Raw genomic sequence first — 18,918 nt, 5'->3', positions numbered from 1 at the left:
CTCCTTTCCTGGCTGCACCGTCTACCTCGTGATTACTCTACCCCTCAATGGGACGAGCAGAAAGGACATATGACCAGAGAATTCGAAAACAGGCGAAGAGATACTTTTCGCTTTTCCGCTCGCAACCAGTCGTCAGCCAACGACAGATACAACCAGGAGCGGTCTGCCCGCCCGAAGCGCCCTCGTTTGAATCGTGAGATTGTCGACCGGGCTTGGCAGATGGGTGCCCGCCTGCACCATCCAGATTATCAGCCGCGTGCGGACCTTTATGGGCCTTCTTACTTCCAGTCGACCAGCACCCCGCCCTACCGGTCCAGTAGTTCCTGGACGCCACCGCAGAACCGCTCACCTCAAGGCCAGCAGAACCGACGATCCCAAGGCCGTATGACCGGGACAGGGAATATGGGACGTGGCGGTCCCGGCCCTCGCGCACAGCAGGGACCGCGCTCGTACGAGCGAGAGCAGGGAGGGCCTTCTTTCTCTAACAGCAATAACCGCTGGCAGTCAGGCAAACCCCACCGGGAGCAACATCGCCTGCGGGGCGCACCTCCTCCCCAGCGCAGACAGCATGGCTCGCCCTATGGAACAGATATCGAGCCATTTAAAGGTGGCGGCAAGCACAACGGCGTCTATGAATACGACGCCCCCTATCCAGGCCCTGGATACCGCCATCCGCCTGCCTCCGTGAACGGCTTTCGTTCTTCATCTGGCAACACACGCTCCGCTCGCGAGCGCGGGAAGGTCGAAAAAGAGAAGAAGAACCATAGCAAACAGCGCGATAAAGCCTTCTGGGAGGAGGTCTCGCAAGAAACCGATCACCTGCTCGGGCATCTCTCGCTCAATGGCCATCAGCCAGCATCGTCGGCTGAGGGGTATTCCACCCTTTCTCAATCAGCAGCACCCGACCTTGCTGGCTCCTCTCAGGCCGATGATCATCCGACAGGGCCAGAGACTCCAGAGCGCACCAGCGCGCCACAACAGCAAGAGGACTAGCCCACTCTTCTGTCCCGGCCTTTGATGAGCAGAGAGCATCTCGCCGAGTCTCAAAGTGCAGCCCAAGCTCATGGCTCTGGCCCGTCCATCTTGCTCTACCTGCCCGCCAGCAGGTTGGACCGCCAGCCCGCAGCGGCCCTGCGTCAATCACCAGAGATCGGTGCACTCGCTCGCACTCGACAGGTTGGTCGCCTCACACTCAGGCGGTCTGGATGTTACACGCTCAGCAGGAGCCTCGTCTCCTCTTACAAGCGGCCCTGATCTGATCTGACGTGGGCGTCCAAATTTCCGATGCCAGCCAATGGCCGCCAGACAGACGCCCCAACAGCGGAGCGCCGCCGTTATCTGATCGCAGCGAGCGCGACAAGCGAGCGAAAGGGTTTGATGGCCATGAGGGGGACAGCAGCGAGGGCCATTAGCTACGAAGGCACCTGAGCAGGATCGTGGATAAGGCATGCTATAATCTGAAGGGAGGTACACACAGGGGCGTGGTTTCTTCCCGCCCCTGTGTGCATGTTGAGGTACTCGTCATACCCTGTGATGGAAGACGGTAGGCAAGCTGGCAGGAACTTGTTCTTTCGCGTATGCTCGCTAAACTGAGGAGCATCACAGGAGAAAGGAACCGCATGCATACAGGCTCTCCTCTCTTACCCTGCATCCTCCAGCCAGGGACCTGACCTGCCTCTCGCTCTGGCTGAAACGGGGGAAGACGAGAGGCCGCCTGATCCTGGCCCGCCCGGCGCAGTACTCTGTTTGCACTGTCTCAGGGCCAGCTTGGCCCGCACTTGAACGTCAGGGCTAGCTCTAGCTCGTCAGACATGGCAACGGAGGCCATGCAGGGTCTCCGTTCGCCTGTCGAAGGTGATGAGCACCTCCTTCCACGGGAAGGGTACTATCTTGCTGTCGCTCGCCAAGACCAGGAAGAAAGGAGGACGGCGTTTCCCCCGGCTGCAGTGCGCAGCGAAGTACAGCCGTACGTAGCACAGCCAGGTCTAAGCCAGCCAGCCCGGGGCCTCTACGCCGCACATCATATGAACGACACAGCCACCTTAAGCCGCCTTTTTGCGGGTATCCAGGCTGATCTTGATGAAGTAGATAAAGTATTCCAGGAGCGTGCCAGATCTGGTCTCCCCATCCTGAATTCGGCTTCTATGCACGCACTCTCCTCGCCAGGCAAACGCTTGAGAACAGCACTCACGCTGCTCTCGGGGAAACTGAAGGTCTATCGCTTTGAGAAGCTGTTGCCCCTAAGCGTCGCCTTCGAAATGGTTCACCTGGCGACGCTTATTCATGATGACATTGTCGATGGAGCCCACACCCGACGTGGTCAGCCGACCGTCAATGCTCTCTGGGGCGATCACATTGCGATTTTACTTGGCGACTACTATTTTGCCAAAACTGCTGGCCTGATCGCCGATATCGAAGATAATCGCATTAATCATCTCTTCTCCGATACAGTCGCTACTGTCTGCGAAGGCACCATCATGGAGATGCTCAGCGCTCGTCGCCTGGATCTCACCGTCCAGGGCTACTACGAGAAGATCAGCCATAAAACAGCCTGTCTGATCGCGGCTTGTTGCAAAGGTGGCGCGATTCTCAGCGAGGCCTCAGACGAAGAGATTCAGCATTTACATGAGTACGGCATTAATCTGGGCATTGCTTTCCAGATTATTGACGACGTGCTGGATTACACCGAAGATCAGACCACAATCGGCAAGCCCGCGGGGAACGATCTGCGCCAGGGTCTGGTGACGCTTCCGCTCATCTATGCTCTGCAGAGCCAGCCCCACAATGGTCATCATCAACAGGTCCAGCTTCTGCTTTCAGGCGAGGGAGGGAGCGAAGAGCAGATCCGAGAAATCGTCGAGTGGGTCGCCCGTGGCAGCGGAATTGAACGCTCGTTCGAAGATGCCTACCGCTATGCGGCGCGGGCGCGAGAGGCTCTGTATCACTTTCCTCCTTCAACGGACCGCGATGTCCTCGATGAACTAATTGACTTCGTTGTCTTGCGCAAGCGCTGAGGCTGACCGCATCTTGAGAGAGGAAAGACAGGCCAGGTTGCTCTGCTCCCACGCTGACCGACCTGGGCTTGAGCCAGCACCCTCAAGCTAAAGCGGAGCTGGAGCCATCCATCGGCCTCGGCGGTGCGCCAGGACGGATTGTCACCATCATGCGCCTCCTGGCCACCTCCAGGCATGGAACCAGGCAATAAAACAGAAAGAACAGGCTACGGCCAGTCCGGTCAGCCTCCTTCACCCGTCCTCCTGCCTACTAGCCAGCCTGAGAGAATCCCCTCAGAGACAAGCCTTGGAGAGCGCGTCGGCTCGCGATGCAAGTGACTCTACAGAAGAAGAGCAGATCGTCAACGAGAGGCCTGTTTACTCTCTCTGCTCCTTCTCTCTCCTTCCAGCCAGCCAGCCAGTCATTAGAGCAACTCTCTGTCATCACCGCTGCTGGAGCGCGGGCGGGCTGAAACAACGAGTCTGCATGCACCCCCTATCCACGAGAGGAGGCTGAGTGATCAGCTCCTCATAATCATTGGGTCCGGTCCGGATAGGGGCAGAGCTGCAGCAGTCCCCTCATTAGAACAGCCCGCGCGCGAAGATGACCACGGCAATCAGCGCTACCAGGATGCCAGCCACCCACAAGGCCGCATTGAGTGTGTCGTTGCTCTCACGCATCGGAGGCAGGTCCTCGGGTCGCGGCAAGAGCAGACGCTGCTCCTCTTCTTCCAGCACCGCCCCCAGCATCAACGGCAAGGCTTGAGCCACACTATCAGGCACCGACGACGGCGAGGCGGGTGCTTGCGTAGAGGTCGAGGCAAGCGTCGAAGCCGGGTGTGGCGAGAGCGGAATCGATTGCTCAGGCCATTGTTCGACAATGGAGCCAGTTCCCCCAATCGCCGAGCGCAGCGCTAATAGATCGTGGCGGAGTTCGGCGGGACTCTGATAGCGCTGACTTGCGATAGGACGCAAGCCTTTCGATAGAATAGCCTCGAATTCTGAGCTGACCAAAGGATTGAGCCGCTGAGCTGGCGCGATGCTACCACTCATCGCCGTTGGAGGACTACCCGTCACCAAATGATAGGCCGTTGCCAGTAACGAGTAGAGGTCGGTGCGGCTATCCACCGCCCCGCGCATGAATTCCGGAGGCAGATAAGGAGAGAGGCGAGAGCGATCCAGCCCGGAAATAAACTGGGTGGCGCCGCCGGCCAGCACGATCGAAAAGTTCGTCAGCAGATATTGAGAGCCAGAACGCGCCACAACGATATGCTCAGGGCGAATCAGGCCATGCACCAGCGGGGGCGTTTGCTGAGCCATCGTCTCCAGAACATCCGTAATCTGCAAGCAACATTCAACCACTTCCTGCTCTGGCAACGCGCGCCCGCTGCGGCGCAGACGCGCCAACAGGCTCTCACCCTCGACCATCTCGAAGACGAAGAAACTACGCCCTTGATCGCTGAAGGCATCTAACAAAGCCGGAACCCGGGGATGTCGACCAATAGATGAGAGCGTCATTGTGGCCGTACGCAACATCGACTGCACAGCAGCGGAGGAGCTTTCGGGAATGACCAGCTCACAAATAATCACCTGCGCCCCGGCTCGCTGGGCATCCTGACCATTCCACGTAGCCTCGAAGACGCCATTGAGCCACTCCTGACGCTCTAGCAGTTCTTGAAGACGATAGCGCCCACCCCTGAGCATCGTTCCCGGCATCAAGGGCCGTAGCGTGCCTCCCAAGATTCCACTGCTACTGGGACTGGTGGTCGAAGACGGCATCGAAGCCGGAAAAGGAGTTGCGGTGGTCACTGTCGGCGTCGGCGTCGGCGTCGAAGGAAAAGTCGGCGGCACCGGTGTTTCGCGCGCTAAAGGATCAGTCACTAGACGACTAACCCGGAGCGGACTCTGCGAGCGCGAGAGATCTTGTGGCAGAGCGCCGCTCGTGCGACTGGGGCGAGTGGGGACCTGAGCACGCGAAGGCACACCTGGGCGCGAAGGTGAAGGAAGGGAAGAGTCGCCCGCAGCTTCCCTGCGCATGGACGGCGAAGATCCCAGCGGGGAACGCTGCTGATTGGGAGAAGCCAGGTTTCTGTTCGCCGCAGCATCGGAGCCGCCTATTCCTGGCTGCGAGAGCGGCCTGCTCACCTTCGAGCCGGCAGAACCAGGTCCGGTGCGGCGAGCTGCCGAGTCCAGGGAACCTGTTCCCGGTCCTGAGCCGAAACCAGCGCTGGCCGGACCAGTCCCAAAGGAGCTAGAGAGAGGGCCTGACGTTCCAAAAGGTGAACGCGCACCTGTACCCGTCGTCGACGACCCCGTACGCGCTCCACCCCCGGCCCCCGGGCTGTTGAGTGCCCCACTCCGCATAGACGAAGGCCCTGGAGGGAAGCTAGATAGCGGGCCTGAACGTTGCTGCGGGAAATCGGCAGCACTAGAAGACTTCTGCTGTTGGACAGGGGAAGATGTCGACCACCCTGACGCCGATGCCCCCCCCCCAGAAAGGCCCGGCAGGCGGATGACCAGACCACAGCGGGTGCAGGGGCCTTTGCTTGCATCCCACTCGTTGCCACAACGAGGACATATCATGGACTCTTCCTCCTCATTTCTAATCCCAGAACGGGCTTGAGAGGTGCGCCCAGCTTGCTCTTCTATTCTTTTCTTTTTAATCCCCGATTTTAATCTCCGAACGGGAGTCTGTCTATTCAAGAGAGCGCCAGCTGCAACAGAATTCTTCCCTGACACAGCGAGAAATAAGGCGCTTAACACTGGCTCCTCTTGCCACCCCACCCTCTCCGAGAAGAAGAGAGCCGGGAAGCCAGGCAGGCAACCACGCAACTGCAGCTAACAGTCCCTCTTTCTCATGAGAGCGCGCGCAGAGGAAGGACACCTTTCGCGAAATAACGTGAAATAAAAAGCAAACTTTCCTTGCACTGGACCCCACACAAAATTCGTGCAGGGTGCACTTGTCGAGAGTATAGAGGAGAGGATTTACAGCTGTCAATGACGCTACCCGTTTGTGCTATCGAGCCGCACGCTTCGTTCAGCGCGTCTTGCGCCCGATCGGAGCCAACGCGGTGAAGAAGCCCTCCAAAGCCTTCGCCAGCTCGTAGAGCTGGGTAGCCTCATAGACCGTCACCTCGTGGCCAGGATGAGCCACCTGATAGAGCAGCTGCACCGCAGGCAGCTTGAGCGACTGGGCCGCCTCGCCTGCCAGCGACCCAATCAAGGAAGCACGCATGGCATCAACGCTGGCGTTGACCTCTTCAAGCCGCTCAATATCAATAAAGCTGGTTTTCTGCTGCTGCTTCTGACGCTGATCCTGCTCTCTTTGATTCGCCTGCCCCCCCTGGCCTCGGCTTGCCTGAGCAGCCTCCCACTCCTTGCGCGCCTGCTTACCAGCCGAACAGTAGCAAAACTGGGGGTGGGCCGAATCCGAATTCTGCAGGCCGGTATCATCGCAGATTGGGCAAATAGGCATGCCTGCCCTCCTTTGCTCTCAGCCTTTGCACAAACTACACGGCGCTTGCAACAACTATACCACACCTGAGAGCGAGGCGGCACCTCCTTTTCTTTTTACCAGGACTTTCAGGAGGCAGTGGCCAGCAGGGGAGGCGCCCGCAGGCAAACAGACTACAGGCCACCACCAGGTAGGGGAGAGGGAGCGGATTGAAGAACAGCCGCCAGGATCTGAAAAGAAGCAGATGGCAGATCTGCTGGCTGGCTTACTGCGGGCCAGTCAGCAGATCTGATCAGACCTGCAGCCCCGCGATTGCCTCGGCCAGGAGATCTACCTGTTCCAGTTCAGGTATGGTAGCCCACAGCATTAACTCGTCAGCACCTGCCTCGGCGAAGGTCTGCACAGTCTGACGAATAGCCTCCGGCGTGGTGGGGATCATCTGCGCCATCTGATGGGCACGAGGGCCGGCAAAGGCATAGTAATGACTGAGGTAGGCATCAGCTTTTTCAACTGCCCGCTCGCCCAAACCGTAGTATACCGAGCCGACGAGGCGCGGTCTGCCGGGTCTACCCGCCTCCTGCCAAACCTGCCTGGCCAGCTGGAAGAATTGTGCAGCCTGGTCGGGCGCGCTGCCGCCGGCAATAAAGCCATCGCCCCAGTTCGCCAGGCGCCGAATCGCTGCTGGCGAATAGCCACCGAGCAGGACCTCGGGTCCCCCGGGGCGTGCCGGCTTGGGACCAATGGGGCCCACCGCTGCGCTCAGGGGCTCGCCGGACCAGATGCGCTTCATGAGGGCAAGTTGCTCATCGAAGATCTTGCCGCGACGGTGGAATGGTACCCCCGCTGCGAGGAAATCGTCCTCGCGGGCGCCGATTCCAAGCCCTAGCGTCAGACGCCCACGCGAAAAGGCGTCCAGGGTTGCCGCTTCTTTGGCCAGTATGGCAGTATTGCGCAGCGGCGCAAGAAGGACAGTCGTCATCAGGCGAATGCGTGAGGTGACCGCTGCTACGGCGCCCAGCGTGATCATCGGCTCTAGATTGGGATAGACCAGCCGGTCAATCAGGCCCAGGGAGACAAACGGTCCCTCTTCGGCACGTTGCGCCCACCTTAGGATGAGGTCAGGATCAACCCCCGGGATCGAGGCCGGCAGCCCAATGCCAACCTTCATGGTTCTCTCCTTCTAGAAACTCAGTTTGCCGACTCACTTTGTCACCGGTACTGTACTTCTGTAAGTGTGACACACAGGGCCAATAGTTTGCAAGCTCACCGACGCAGGTGATAAGCTAAGCGGTAGGCTGGAGTCTGCCACAGGAAAATAGCCTCTAGCCGCTGCTGAACCTGGCAAGGAGTAACGTGAAGTCTATGCCCCTCATACGCCGTGCCACCAGTGCCGATATCGCCACCTTAACGGCGCTCCGTCTGGCCCTGCTGCGGGAGACGGGCAAGATCGTCGACGAGCAGCAGGAGCGACGGCTCCGCGAGCTGACAGACTCTTATCTTCTCCGGGCGCTGCCGCGAGAGGAATTTCTAGCCTGGGTCGCTGAGGTCGACGAGCAGCGAACAATCGCGGCTACTGGCGGCCTGGTTTTTTTGCATCGCCCACCCTCGTCCGAGAATGAAGCCGGTCTGGAGGGCTATGTCCTTAATATGTATACGCTGCCAGCCTGGCGAGGCCAGGGTCTGGCGAGAGCTATTCTACGTCAGATCGTAACCTACGCCCGCCAGCAAACCCCCGCGCGCCGCCTCTGGTTGCGCGCTACTGCCGCCGGTCGCTCACTTTACGCCAGCGAAGGCTTTGTTCCAACAACGCGCGAGATGGAATTGCTCTGGTAACTAAGATGCAACGCTATCGTCTCCTGGCCATCGATCTGGATGGGACACTGTTGACCCCCTTCCCTGAGAAACAGGTGACGCGGCGCGCGCGCCAAGCCCTTGAGATCGCCCGCGCCGCCGGTATGGCAATTACGATTACAACCGGCCAGATGCTGGCCGTGCTGCGCCACGTCTGCGCCGGCCTGCCCCTGAGCGGCCCTCAGATTCTGGAGAATGGGGCCCTGATCGTCGATATCATCAGCGGTTCGGTACTTTCCGAACGCTTTCTACCCAAGGAGTATATTTTACCCGTTCTAGAGACAGCTCGCTCTCTGGGCCTCTATCGCGCCTATCATACACCGGAAGGCGTCTACGTCGATCGCCATACGCCGCGGGCCCGCGATTGGTACCGCCCTCCGCTGCCACCGGCGATCGAGGTCGATGATGTGACCACACTCTACCCACGTCCCTGTATCAAGATCGCCGCCGTAGGCTCGCCAGAGACACTGCCAGCCAAGCGCCAGCAGCTCCAACAGCAGTTTGGTAAGGTGCTACATGTGACGCAGTCAACGCGCGACTTGCTGGAGGTGTTGCATCCCGAGGCCAATAAAGGGCAAGCGCTGCGTCAGGTCGCCCACCTGCTGGGCGTAGCTCCAGCCGAGATTGTGGCCATCGGCGATCACTATAATGATGTGGAGATGCTGCGCTTCGCCGGCCTGAGCATCGCTATGGGCAACGCTCCCCCCGAAGTGCAGGCGGTTGCTGACTATGTGACCAGCGATAACGCCCACGATGGAGTGGCGCAAGCTCTAGAACGCCTGGTTTTGCCAACCCTTGAATGACCCGCCTTAGACAGGGAAACACAAGGAGCGACACGGCCCCCCAAAACACGGAGCCTGCTGATAGTAGCATATGAACTATCAGCAGGCTCCATGATTTTGGGAATAGATCAATCTATCGAGAAAGCTCAGGCATTAGCGGTAGCGGGTACCTTCTCGGTGATCTCTAGCTCGATCTCAATCTTGACCTGATCGTCGACAATTACTCCACCGCTCTCAATGGCCCGGTTCCAGGTCAGGCCAAAGTCCTTACGGTTGACGGTGGCCGAGGCCAGGATGCCAGCACGACGCAGCCCAAAGGCATCGACGATCGGGCCGTTGAATTCACCGGTGAAGGTGACGGGACGGGTGACACCGTGCATGGTTAGATCGCCCGTGACACGGTATTGGTTGCCGCCCAGCGGCTCAATCTTGGTGCTGACAAAGGTAATGGTTGGATACTTCTCGACGTCAAAGAAATCTGCGCTGCGCAGGTGCTGGTCACGATCCGCCTGACCAGTGTCGATGCTGGCAGCCTCTGCCTGAGCTGTAATCTTCGAGTTCGCGGGATTCTGCTCGTCGTATTCTACCTCTCCGCTAAAAACTTTGAATGATCCACGTACTGTGCTGACCATCATGTGCCGCACAGCAAAAGCGACACGCGAATGGGCAGGATCAATCTGCCAGGTCACTTCTCACTTTCCTCCTTCAGTGCTTCCGTAATATCCTTGCTAAGATAAAGTATGGTACTTTACTTATGTAAGTATCATAGCATCGGTACCCCAGAGCTGTCAAGGGAGGCTTCTTTCCCGAGAACATTTTGCTTTGGCTCCATTACTGCTATACTACGGCAGAGATAGCCAGCGAGGGGGAAGCGGCACCGACGCTAGCGCCGCGCCAGGGCTTCTGCGCCCTCTCTCTCGCTGGCTTGCGACCTGCCTGCTGATGCTTTTTTTGGGAAGAGGGGTTCTATGCAACAAGATCATGTTATTACGCTGTTGATCTCTTGTCTTGATCGGCCAGGTATCGTGGCGGCTGTCTCGCAGTTCATCTTTGAGCACCAGGGCAACATCGTCGAATCGGATCAATACGCAACGGCTCGACAAAATGGTACGTTCTTTATGCGCATCAGCTTTTCAGAAGAGGGATTCCAGTTGAACGAGCGCGAGCTGATCGAAGCCTTTCAGCCAATTGCTGCGCGCTTTGGCATGCAGTGGAGCGTCCATTATTCACGCAACCGCAAACGGGCGGCTATTCTGGTGTCGCGTCTGGATCACTGCCTGGTCGATCTGCTCTGGCGATGGCGCAATGGAGAGCTGGTGATTGATATTCCCTGTATCATTAGCAATCATCCCGATCTGGAGCCACTGGCACGCATGTACCAGATCCCCTACTATCATTTTCCAATTCGCCCTGAGAGCCGTGCTGCTGATCAGCAGCGCATGCTGGAGTTCCTGGAAGGCAAGGTGGATTTTCTGATTCTGGCGCGCTACATGCAGATCCTGGAGCCGTTTTTCGTGCAAGCCTATCCTCAGCGCATTATCAATATTCATCACAGCTTCCTGCCAGCATTCACAGGGGCCCGGCCTTATGAGCGAGCTTTCGAGCGAGGGGTAAAGATCATCGGGGCAACCGCTCACTATGTGACGGAGGAGCTGGACGAGGGGCCGATTATCGCTCAGGATGTGATCCACTGCAACCATCGCGATAGTATCGAAGACCTGATCCGCAAGGGGCGCGATGTAGAGCGCCGAGTGCTGGCTGAGGCCGTGCGTTTGCACAGCGAGGATCGTGTGCTCGTGTATAAGAATCGCACGATTGTTTTCTAGCCAGAATGCTGCGCCTGTGCGATAATCTCTTGAGAGGAGGCTGTCGTCCGCTACACCGGGCCTCCTTCGAGGGGAGGCAGCTGCGGGCAGAAGCCGCGCACCGCAAGTACGGAGGCAGCCAGCCTAGCCCTTCAGTCCCTTAAGGGAGCGAGAGAGTCCGGCCTGCCAATTCGGTCTGTCTGGCCAACCGCGGGGCGCTGGTTGCCAAGCTGTTGAGGTGAGAGGCTGGCTAGCACTCCGCAAAAACAGCAGAGAGAGCAAGAGAAAGTGGTAAGCGTCATGGATGAGTCATTGTCTTCTTGCGCCTCATGCGCGCAGCCAGCTCTGGCCGCTCAGGCGAAGCTGGGAGCGCGTGAGATGCTCCCGAGTTTCGCGCTTCCAGACCCCGCTGGGGTCCTGCGGGGTCCCCATGACTACAAGCAGCGAAATCACCTCTTGCTGCTAATTGTACGCAGTGTCGAGCTGCCGAGCACACGCATCTTCTTGCAGCAGTTCGCGGAGGCAGAGCCAGTACTGCGCGAGGAGCAGTGCAGCCTGCTGGCCATCAGCCCGGATCACCTGGTGCGGAACGCGGAGGCCCAGGCCAGTCTACGGCTCCCTTTCCCACTGCTCGCTGATCCCACGGGAGAGGTCATTGCCCGCCTGACGCAGTGGGAGGCCACTCAGCGCGCGCTCAATCCCAGCCTGCTGTTGGCTGATCGCTACGGCGAACTCTATCAGCAGTGGGTCAGCGCTGACGAGCAGGCGCTTCCGCCGCTCAGCGAGCTGCTGTCGTGTTTGCGCTATCTAAACCGCCTGTGCTGTCCCTAGCCAGTGGCGGACCGGGAAGGTTGAGTGAGCCAGCAATGTATACGAGCGCTTGGGGCCGGGCTGCAGTTCTGCTCTTCCTCCTGGGAGCCACTGGGGGAAGTGTCCTTGATGCCTTCTACGTCCATCAGGGGGTAAAGCGCTACAGCACAGCTGTGGTCGCCGGTTCCACGCTCTTCGGTTTGCCCTGGTGGGTGCCGCTCCTCACCGGCAGCGCCGCCGTCGCTATTGGTCTTTCTCATCCCCTGCTAGATCCTCTTCTGACGCATTCGAGGACCGTGCGCCGTCTCTCAACGAGCATCGCCGCTCTCGGCTGGCTGTGTCTAGCCTACCTGTTGGGGGGCATACCGCTCGCTCCCCTCGCCCGCTGCGGCCTGTTGGGTCTGCTCTACCTCGATTTCTGGCTGCTAGCCGGGCGAAGCTGGCAAAACCTGATCTTCTCCGCCGTGGTGGCGATTACGGGGACGCTGATCGAGATGATCCTGGTGAATGCTGGGATCTTCTCTTTTCCGCAGAACGCCGATCTACTCGGTGTGCCCGTCTGGCTCCCCTGGCTCTACGCCTGTGCCTCGCTCGCGCTGGGAGACCTGGGACGGGCACTCATTTCACTCCAGAGAGGGGGATGACCTTGACAGATCACCATTCTTCAGCCGCCTGGAAATTGGAGACGCAGCTGGTACAGGACAGCAGACAGCGCTGGAGCGAAGGGCCTGCTCATGTATCAATCGTACAGCCCATCTATGCGAGCACGACCTATTTGCACGGCAATATGGAGCGTCTAGACCAGGCTTTCAAGAGCCCAGCCCCGGGAGAGAAGCGCTCTTTTGTCTACGCGCGTCAGGGAAACCCGAATGCGACGCAGCTGGAGGAGGTGCTGGCACGGGCTGAAGGGGGTGTCGGGGCGGTGGCCTTCGGCTCGGGAATGGCGGCGATTCATGCCGCTCTGCTGGCCGCGGGTGCGACACCAGGGGCGAAGATCCTGGCCGCTCAGGATCTCTATGGCCAGACGATCGCTCTCCTGCGTCAGGTCTTTGCTCCCCAGGGTGTGGAGATCGTGCTCTGCGACCTGTGCTGTGCCTCTGCAGCGGAGCGCATCCGCAGCGAGCAGCCCGATATTGTCTTTGTCGAGACGATTTCGAATCCCCTGGTGAAGGTGACCGATCTCGATGCTATCAGCACCGCCGCCCGCGAGGTGGGAGCCGTGACTTTGGTCGATAGTACCTTTACGACTCCCTGCCTGCTCCGGCCCATCGAACACGGCTTCGATTTGGTGATCCATAGTGCGACAAAGTACCTCGGGGGGCATGGCGACAGCACCGGCGGCCTGGTTGTAAGCGCCCGCGAGAGCCTGCTGCAGTCGCTGCGCTCCTACGCTTCCTTGCTGGGTGCGATGCTGAGTCCTTTTGAGTCATACTTGATCCTGCGCGGCATGAAGACGCTGGCACTGCGCATGGAACGCCACTGCGCAAATGCGATGCGCATCGCTCACTTTTTGCGCGATCATCCAGCAGTGGCTCGCGTCCACTACCCAGGCTTGCCCGAGCATCCGCAACACGAGCAGGCTCGACGCTTGCTTGCTACCGAGCGCTTCGGCGGTTTGCTCTCGTTCGAGCTGAAACAACAGACCCGCGCCGCCGCTTTTCGCTTCATGGACAGCCTGCAGCTTTGCGCTCCTGCTACCTCCCTCGGAGATGTCCACACGCTGGTGAGTTATCCGCCTATCTCTTCCCATCGTGATCTCTCTTGTGCCGAATTACAACAGGCTGGCATCACCGAGGGCTGTGTGCGCCTTTCGGTGGGGATCGAAGACGCCGAGGATATTATGCACGATCTGGATCAGGCTCTGCAGCAGGCGACAGCTTGAGAGTCACTGCTAGTGTGGAGGAGACCGGGAGAGCACCGCGTGCTGGGGTGGGGTAGCCCCCGTCTCCTTCCACTTGCCTGAGCTAGCGCTTGCCGAAGTAGCTGCCGCGCCGCTGCGGTGGCGGAGGGGCGAAGCGCTCGCTCTGAGCCGCGGCAGCCCTTCCGTTCAAAATGACCTCATGGGCCCAGAGGAGGTCTTTGGCCAGGACTGCTGTGCGATTGTCCTCCAATGCGTGCAGGGCGGCAGTCAGGCAGACTTCGCGCAGGTGACTGCCAGGCTGTCCCAGGAGCTGCGAGGCTACGGGTCCATGTTCCTCCTCACGGTAGCCAGCTCCTAGCAGGTGCTTAAGGAAGCGCGCAGCCAGCTGCTCATCCTGGACTAGCCCCAGTTCGATGAGCGCGTCGATGCGCCCGGGACGATCACGGATGCGTGGATCAATTTGCTCCGGGTTATTGCTTGTCGCCAGCAGCAAGGTACCGGCAGGATTATCAGGCGTTGCCACCCCATCGAGCGTATTGAGTATGATTTGCTGCTCTTTAGGATCAGAGACGAACGATTCGAAGTCTTCCACCAGTATCAGCGTCGGTAAGCGGCTATCAGCCGCCGTTCGCAAAGCCATCGAAAGCATGTTCCAGGAACTGCCCCCGTCGTAATTGCTGGTCGAAGGCGCGACATAGAGCACGCGCCCCCCGCGGCGAGCATGATAGGCCCCCTCAGCCTTGAGGAGCGTGGTTTTCCCCGTCCCGGGCGGTCCGATCAGGAGGACTTTGCGGAGACGGGGCACTCTCAGGGCGGCATAGTGCCGCAGGACGGTGGGATCAAAGATGCGTCGCTGGGCTTCCACGAGTGCACGGGTCGCCTCTGGCAAGATCACATCATTCCATGAGGCTTGCCGAATCACCGTGATGAGATCCCGCGGCTTCGTCGCTGTTCCCACGATCTCAATGCTGCCGCGTCCATGCTGATGGAGATGCTGCTTGTAGGTCTCCACAAGAAGATCTAGAAAAGCCAGCCACTCATCCTGACGACCCTGGGGCAAGGCAGTGAAAGCTACGTTGTCGTAGTCCTCCTCCACATAATAGACAGAAAGTGCCGTCCAGCCGCTGGCAAACTGGTAGAGCTTCCAACCGTAGAGAGAAGCTGGCTGCGTTCCCCGGTCGCCCAGCTCGGCGCGACGTGTCAGGTCAGACTTGAACAGGCATTCAGCTCTAGCCGAGACAGTGAGACCCCAGGCAAGGTCAGGGGCCGGCAGCGAACGCCAGCCGCTGAGTTGACCAAAGCGCGGACGCTTGCGCCTTTGGCCTGCCGCCACCAGACGGTCAAGTAGCAGCGGGTGATGCTCATAGTGTGTAAGAAAAGATGATGTTGATACAAAAGGAGATTGGATGATCAACATGGAACCGGTCAGGTTCAGCTGACGCCAGAGCTTTTCCAGCCCCAGAACAGTAATCTCCTTGCTTTTCAGCTCCCGGCACCAGCTCAGAGCTGGCTCATCCGTCGGTCGATGATCCTGCGACTCTGACAAAGACCCCCCCGGGTACAACCACTTTTGCTCTTTCATCGCATCCTCTGCCATATGCATGCATTTCTTCCAGCTCAGTCAAGGGCCAGTATATTGTTCTTCTAGTGGGATACCGCTCACTGAGCGAGGATCTCTTTACAGGGGAAAGTTCCGAAAGAAGTGGAGAATTTCGGCAATCGACGCGGAAGGATCAGGCAAAGCAAGGCTGGCCCGTTGCAGCCTCTGCCACCCGCCCGCAGGTCCTGGCCAGGCGAGCTTTCCAATCACTCCTGCTTGCTCGCCAGGGCATCAGGAGAGGAGAGCGCCATCCTGACCTGGGCGAAGCGAAGCGCAAGCGGGCCACAGTTACAATGATGCAGATGCCGTTTCCAGTGGCAGCAGCTTACTTTGTATGACGTACGTAGCGTCCGCCCGGTACCAGATCCTCTTCCTCCGCTCCAGTGGAGGCCATGACAGGCAGACGCCCAGCTGTGGGATTAACCGTTAGCTCGTTGAGGACCTGCCGGACGCCAGGAACTGAGCGCGCGATCTCCGCCGCAACGCGCTTCTGCTCTTCCGTGCGCACGGCTCCACTGAGCCGCACGATGCCCAGCCGCGGGTAGACCCCGATGGGGAGGCCCCGCGTGCGCGGATCGCGCCCCAAAGCCAGCGCGACTTCGCTGGCGAGTGTATCGTCGGCTATCAAATTGTTCCTGATCTCCAGCAGGCCCGGCACCCCCATCACCTGGCGCTCAACCAGGTCGGCGCGCAGAGTGCTGGAGATGTTGCCATCCAGATAAAGGACGCCGTCCAGGACGCGCGCCGAGATCCCTTGCAGATCAACGCGCAGCGGATAGAGGTCAAACAGGACAGCCTCGACCTCACGCTGCAAGTCGCGATCGGGCCGATAGGGCGGCAGCCCTTTGAGGGCCTCAGCTGAGATGTTGAGACGCACGACATTCGTGGTCAGCTCGGCGATCGTGCTCGTGCGGAAGAGGGTATCCTGTCCCCCAGGTAGATTATGGGCCACCACATAAGCAATCTCGCCGCTGCCGGGCTGGACAGCCAGCAAGAGCAGGGTACCACGTTGACCAGCAGCCGGCGCCTCGACGAGACTGCGCCCTGAGAGACGCACCCCGCCTGGCGAGGCGACTGCCTCTTGCTCCAGGGTAGTCAGACTGGTGGTCAGCCTCACACCATCGCTAGAGGCCTCGCTGACCCGACTGAAGGAGAGATAGAAGCGCTTCTTGACGAAGAGGCCTCGACTGACTCCTACATGAGTGACGGAGCGCCGGGCCGGCTCAACGACAACTTCATCAAGCACGCCATATTCTCCATCGGCGCAAAAGACTTTGCTGCCGAAGCGGAATTTGAGCAGTTCAGAGATAAGTTCGCTTTTCATCATCGCATTCCTCGCGTACCTTCCCAATGCTGGCAGCTTGATAGAAAACTGGCGAGCTGCCAGCTTTCACCACAAGAGAGTGTAGCATGGGCCGACATAACCCGGCAAGGCGCCTGGACGACGGCAGACTTTCTGGTAATATGAAAGAGCCGAAGGCTACCAGCCGCGCCCTCGGGCAAGAAGCTCCTTCTAGTGAGGTAAGAGAGTGATGAGCGAACAACACGAGTGCTATATCGAGCAGTTTCCCCACAGCTTGCCACATCGTGACCAGGCGGAGCTACGCCCCTGTGGACACTACGCCTGTCCGCCACATACCATCACCTACTATGGCACAGGTGAAGATGAGGAGTTGGTCGGCGACTACTGCATGGTCTGCTACAGCCGCCGATTTCCGCACCTCTGTCCCGACCCGCAATTGCGCCGGGCATTGCTGAGCGAGAGCTAAGGCCCGGCGCCCCAGGCCAGGCAGCAACCTGCTCAGATCAGCACCTGTGCTCCCGGGCCCGCGGCAGTGACCGGACCAAAGATCGTAGCTGCGGCCTCGGGAGCATAACGCTCGACGATGCTTTCAGTGATGGCGTTGGCCCGGCAGATCTCCCCGAACATGCTGGCGCTGGGACGTGGACGCCGCTCTTGGGTTTGTGGGTTCAGCTCGACCAGACCAAAGTGGGCGCTCCAGCCCTCGTTCCATTCGAAGTTATCAACCAGCGTCCAGTGAAAATAGCCACGCACTGGCAGCCCTTCACGAATAGCACGATGGAGCATGGCCAGATGCTCCAAAATGGCCCGCGGACGGAGACGATCCTCGGCATCATTGAGGCCATGCTCGGTAACATAGAGCGGCTTATTGCCTCGCGTCTTGCGATAAATCAAATGGAGCACGCGATAGAGACCCTCGGGATAGACCTCGCCGAAGTAGCCACCACGCCCAGGGTCCTGCATCGGTGCTCCTGGGCACGGAAAGCGCCGGCCAAAAAGTTCGCCTGGTCGCCGCGGGTCAAAGGCGACGAGATCGCGAGTGTAGTAGTTGATGCCGTGATAGTCGCGCGCACCCGCCGCTCGCGGCACCGCCGATAGGACGAACCTCAGCGGGAGCGGCAAACGCTCACCCTCAGCCAGTTTCAGCGCCAGCCAGTTGAAGAAGGTATCTTGAAGACCAGCCACTACCCGATCGAGGGAGGAATAGGGAGAAGCAGCATCTAAGAGACGATAATTAAGGCAATAGCCGATCTGTCCCTCGGGCTGCAATTCGCGAATAGCATAGAAAGCCTGCACATGGGCCGCCATCAGATTGCGCAAGACGTGCAAAGCCCGGAGCGCGCTCTGCTCGCCAGGCGGGAACTCGCCAGTGAGATAGCCCAGAAAGGCGTAGACATTCGGCTCGTTGATCGTCAACCAGAACGAGCAAAGGTCGCGCAGATGCTCTACTGCAAAACGGACAAAGCGCACGAAATAGCGGATATTCTCCTCGCGGGCAAAACCGCCGCGATCGGCGAACCAGAGCGGATCGGTAAAGTGGTGCAGCGTCACCAGGGGTGTCATATGACGCCGGCGCAGGTCACTCAGGAGAGCACGGTAGCGATCCAGAGCGCTCTCGTCCCAGCGCCCTTCTTCCGGCTCAATGCGACTCCACTCCAGGCTCAGGCGCAGAGCATTGTTCTCCATCTGCTCGGCCAGCTCAAAATCGCGCTCGGCCTGTAGCCACCAATTGGCGGCTACTGCACTGCGCTCGCCTGTCAGGGTCCGCCTTTGCTGCTCCCAGCGATACCACTGGTTGTTGACATTGCCACCCTCACACTGATGAGCCGATGAGGCCGTGCCCCAGAGGAAGCCCTCGGGGAACTGCAGCTTGCGTTCTCTCGCCATTCTCTCTCCTTGGGTACGAGCTTGTGTGCGGGAGGCGCAGCGCAGCAGCGCAGCAGCGCGGCACCTGTGTCTATTCTAGCCCGCATAGCCAGCCAGAGCAAGACCAGCCGGCTAAGGCGGGCAGATACGGCCAGCGAGCCAGCGCTCCAATCTGCCCGCCCCTGCCTGGAGAGATCGATGGAGATGAGGATCAGCCGCTAACTGGGAAGGTAGATCGAGACACGGCCTGTCCCCTGACAATCAGGACAAACCTGCCTCTTGAGAGGGTCCAGGTAGCCGAAGCCTCCACACATGTTGCATACGTCTTCTTCGCCGTTGCGTATACAGTTGAGACGATCATCCTGGTCGTACATACTTCCTCCTGTCCTGTCTTGTCCTATCTAGCTAAGAGCACCGCAGTCAGTGAAGATTGTGACACCATCAGGATACCTTTCACTTTTCTTTCTAGTCATTCCTGGCGGTGTTTCTGGGAAAAGTGTAACAATGCTCCCATTAAATGGGCAAGTTACTTTCTTCCTATTTTATGGGAATTTATGACCCATATCATTATAATAAAAATCACAACAATTGAT

The 18,918-nt window shown here is 59.1% G+C and carries 16 protein-coding genes; 9 read left to right on the top strand and 7 right to left on the bottom strand.

The genetic code is table 11. The annotated features are described in order from the left end of the window. The first annotated feature begins 384 nt into the window (after positions 1–384). Both IRZ31_RS11970 and IRZ31_RS11965 read left to right on the top strand, forming a co-directional pair. Positions 385–993: a hypothetical protein gene (locus IRZ31_RS11970; protein ID WP_297153912.1), complete on the top strand. Its 609-nt coding sequence runs from the start codon at positions 385–387 to the stop codon at positions 991–993. A gap of 1,181 nt (positions 994–2,174) precedes the next feature. Next, the gene (locus IRZ31_RS11965; protein ID WP_297153910.1) at positions 2,175–3,014 is read left to right on the top strand and encodes a polyprenyl synthetase family protein; all 840 of its coding nucleotides are present in this window, start codon (positions 2,175–2,177) and stop codon (positions 3,012–3,014) included. Between the two features lie 561 nt (positions 3,015–3,575). Here IRZ31_RS11965 and IRZ31_RS11960 read toward each other — a convergent pair. The 3 genes from IRZ31_RS11960 to IRZ31_RS11950 all read right to left on the bottom strand — a co-directional run bounded on the left by IRZ31_RS11960 (position 3,576) and on the right by IRZ31_RS11950 (position 7,615). After that, positions 3,576–5,030, bottom strand: coding sequence for a protein kinase (locus tag IRZ31_RS11960; protein WP_297153907.1), 1,455 nt, complete (start codon positions 5,028–5,030; stop codon positions 3,576–3,578). Between the two features lie 1,000 nt (positions 5,031–6,030). After that, a complete protein-coding gene (locus IRZ31_RS11955) occupies positions 6,031–6,468 on the bottom strand; it encodes a hypothetical protein (RefSeq protein ID WP_297153904.1) in 438 nt (145 codons plus the stop codon). A 271-nt stretch (positions 6,469–6,739) separates the two neighbouring features. Beyond that, a complete protein-coding gene (locus tag IRZ31_RS11950; RefSeq protein ID WP_297153901.1) occupies positions 6,740–7,615 on the bottom strand; it encodes an LLM class flavin-dependent oxidoreductase in 876 nt (291 codons plus the stop codon). Between the two features lie 194 nt (positions 7,616–7,809). On the opposite strand from IRZ31_RS11950, the gene IRZ31_RS11945 reads away from it, so the two are divergent. Further along, positions 7,810–8,280 (top strand): GNAT family N-acetyltransferase, encoded by a 471-nt coding sequence (locus IRZ31_RS11945; RefSeq protein ID WP_297153898.1) that lies wholly within the window; start codon positions 7,810–7,812, stop codon positions 8,278–8,280. Between the two features lie 5 nt (positions 8,281–8,285). Continuing rightward, on the top strand, positions 8,286–9,101 hold the full coding sequence (locus tag IRZ31_RS11940) for a Cof-type HAD-IIB family hydrolase (protein ID WP_297153894.1): 816 nt from the start codon (positions 8,286–8,288) through the stop codon (positions 9,099–9,101). A gap of 125 nt (positions 9,102–9,226) precedes the next feature. Here the strand turns inward: IRZ31_RS11940 and IRZ31_RS11935 are convergent, their stop codons facing one another. Next, complete coding sequence (locus IRZ31_RS11935; protein ID WP_297153891.1) at positions 9,227–9,769, bottom strand: YceI family protein; 543 nt, start codon at positions 9,767–9,769, stop codon at positions 9,227–9,229. Positions 9,770–10,048: 279 nt separating this feature from the next. On the opposite strand from IRZ31_RS11935, the gene purU reads away from it, so the two are divergent. From purU to IRZ31_RS11915, 4 genes are all read left to right on the top strand, one after another. Next, positions 10,049–10,906 carry a formyltetrahydrofolate deformylase gene (purU, locus tag IRZ31_RS11930; RefSeq protein ID WP_297153888.1) on the top strand — a complete coding sequence of 286 codons (858 nt, stop codon included), beginning with the start codon at positions 10,049–10,051 and terminating at the stop codon, positions 10,904–10,906. A 279-nt stretch (positions 10,907–11,185) separates the two neighbouring features. Next, positions 11,186–11,716: a redoxin domain-containing protein gene (locus IRZ31_RS11925; RefSeq protein WP_297153885.1), complete on the top strand. Its 531-nt coding sequence runs from the start codon at positions 11,186–11,188 to the stop codon at positions 11,714–11,716. Between the two features lie 35 nt (positions 11,717–11,751). Continuing rightward, on the top strand, positions 11,752–12,339 hold the full coding sequence (locus tag IRZ31_RS11920) for a hypothetical protein (protein ID WP_297153882.1): 588 nt from the start codon (positions 11,752–11,754) through the stop codon (positions 12,337–12,339). Further along, positions 12,336–13,577 carry a PLP-dependent aspartate aminotransferase family protein gene (locus tag IRZ31_RS11915; RefSeq protein ID WP_297153879.1) on the top strand — a complete coding sequence of 414 codons (1,242 nt, stop codon included), beginning with the start codon at positions 12,336–12,338 and terminating at the stop codon, positions 13,575–13,577. Before IRZ31_RS11920 ends, IRZ31_RS11915 begins: the two co-directional genes overlap by 4 nt. An 82-nt stretch (positions 13,578–13,659) precedes the next feature. On the opposite strand, the gene IRZ31_RS11910 is transcribed toward IRZ31_RS11915, so the two are convergent. Then, positions 13,660–15,153, bottom strand: a complete 1,494-nt coding sequence (locus tag IRZ31_RS11910; protein ID WP_297153876.1) for an AAA family ATPase — start codon at positions 15,151–15,153, stop codon at positions 13,660–13,662. A 328-nt stretch (positions 15,154–15,481) separates the two neighbouring features. Further along, entirely contained in the window at positions 15,482–16,483 is a 1,002-nt protein-coding gene (locus tag IRZ31_RS11905) for a BON domain-containing protein (RefSeq protein ID WP_297153874.1), read from the bottom strand. A gap of 205 nt (positions 16,484–16,688) precedes the next feature. Between IRZ31_RS11905 and IRZ31_RS11900 the strand changes: the two genes are divergently transcribed. Further along, complete coding sequence (locus IRZ31_RS11900; RefSeq protein ID WP_297153871.1) at positions 16,689–16,925, top strand: hypothetical protein; 237 nt, start codon at positions 16,689–16,691, stop codon at positions 16,923–16,925. Positions 16,926–16,957: 32 nt separating this feature from the next. On the opposite strand, the gene IRZ31_RS11895 is transcribed toward IRZ31_RS11900, so the two are convergent. Then, entirely contained in the window at positions 16,958–18,346 is a 1,389-nt protein-coding gene (locus tag IRZ31_RS11895) for a glycoside hydrolase family 1 protein (protein WP_297153868.1), read from the bottom strand. Positions 18,347–18,918 lie beyond the last annotated feature (572 nt).

The sequence above is a fragment of the Thermogemmatispora sp. genome (assembly GCF_019683635.1).
Taxonomy (GTDB): domain Bacteria; phylum Chloroflexota; class Ktedonobacteria; order Ktedonobacterales; family Ktedonobacteraceae; genus Thermogemmatispora.
The sequence above is the reverse complement of the archived record's forward strand: the minus strand, read 5'-3'. Positions and strand labels throughout refer to the sequence as shown.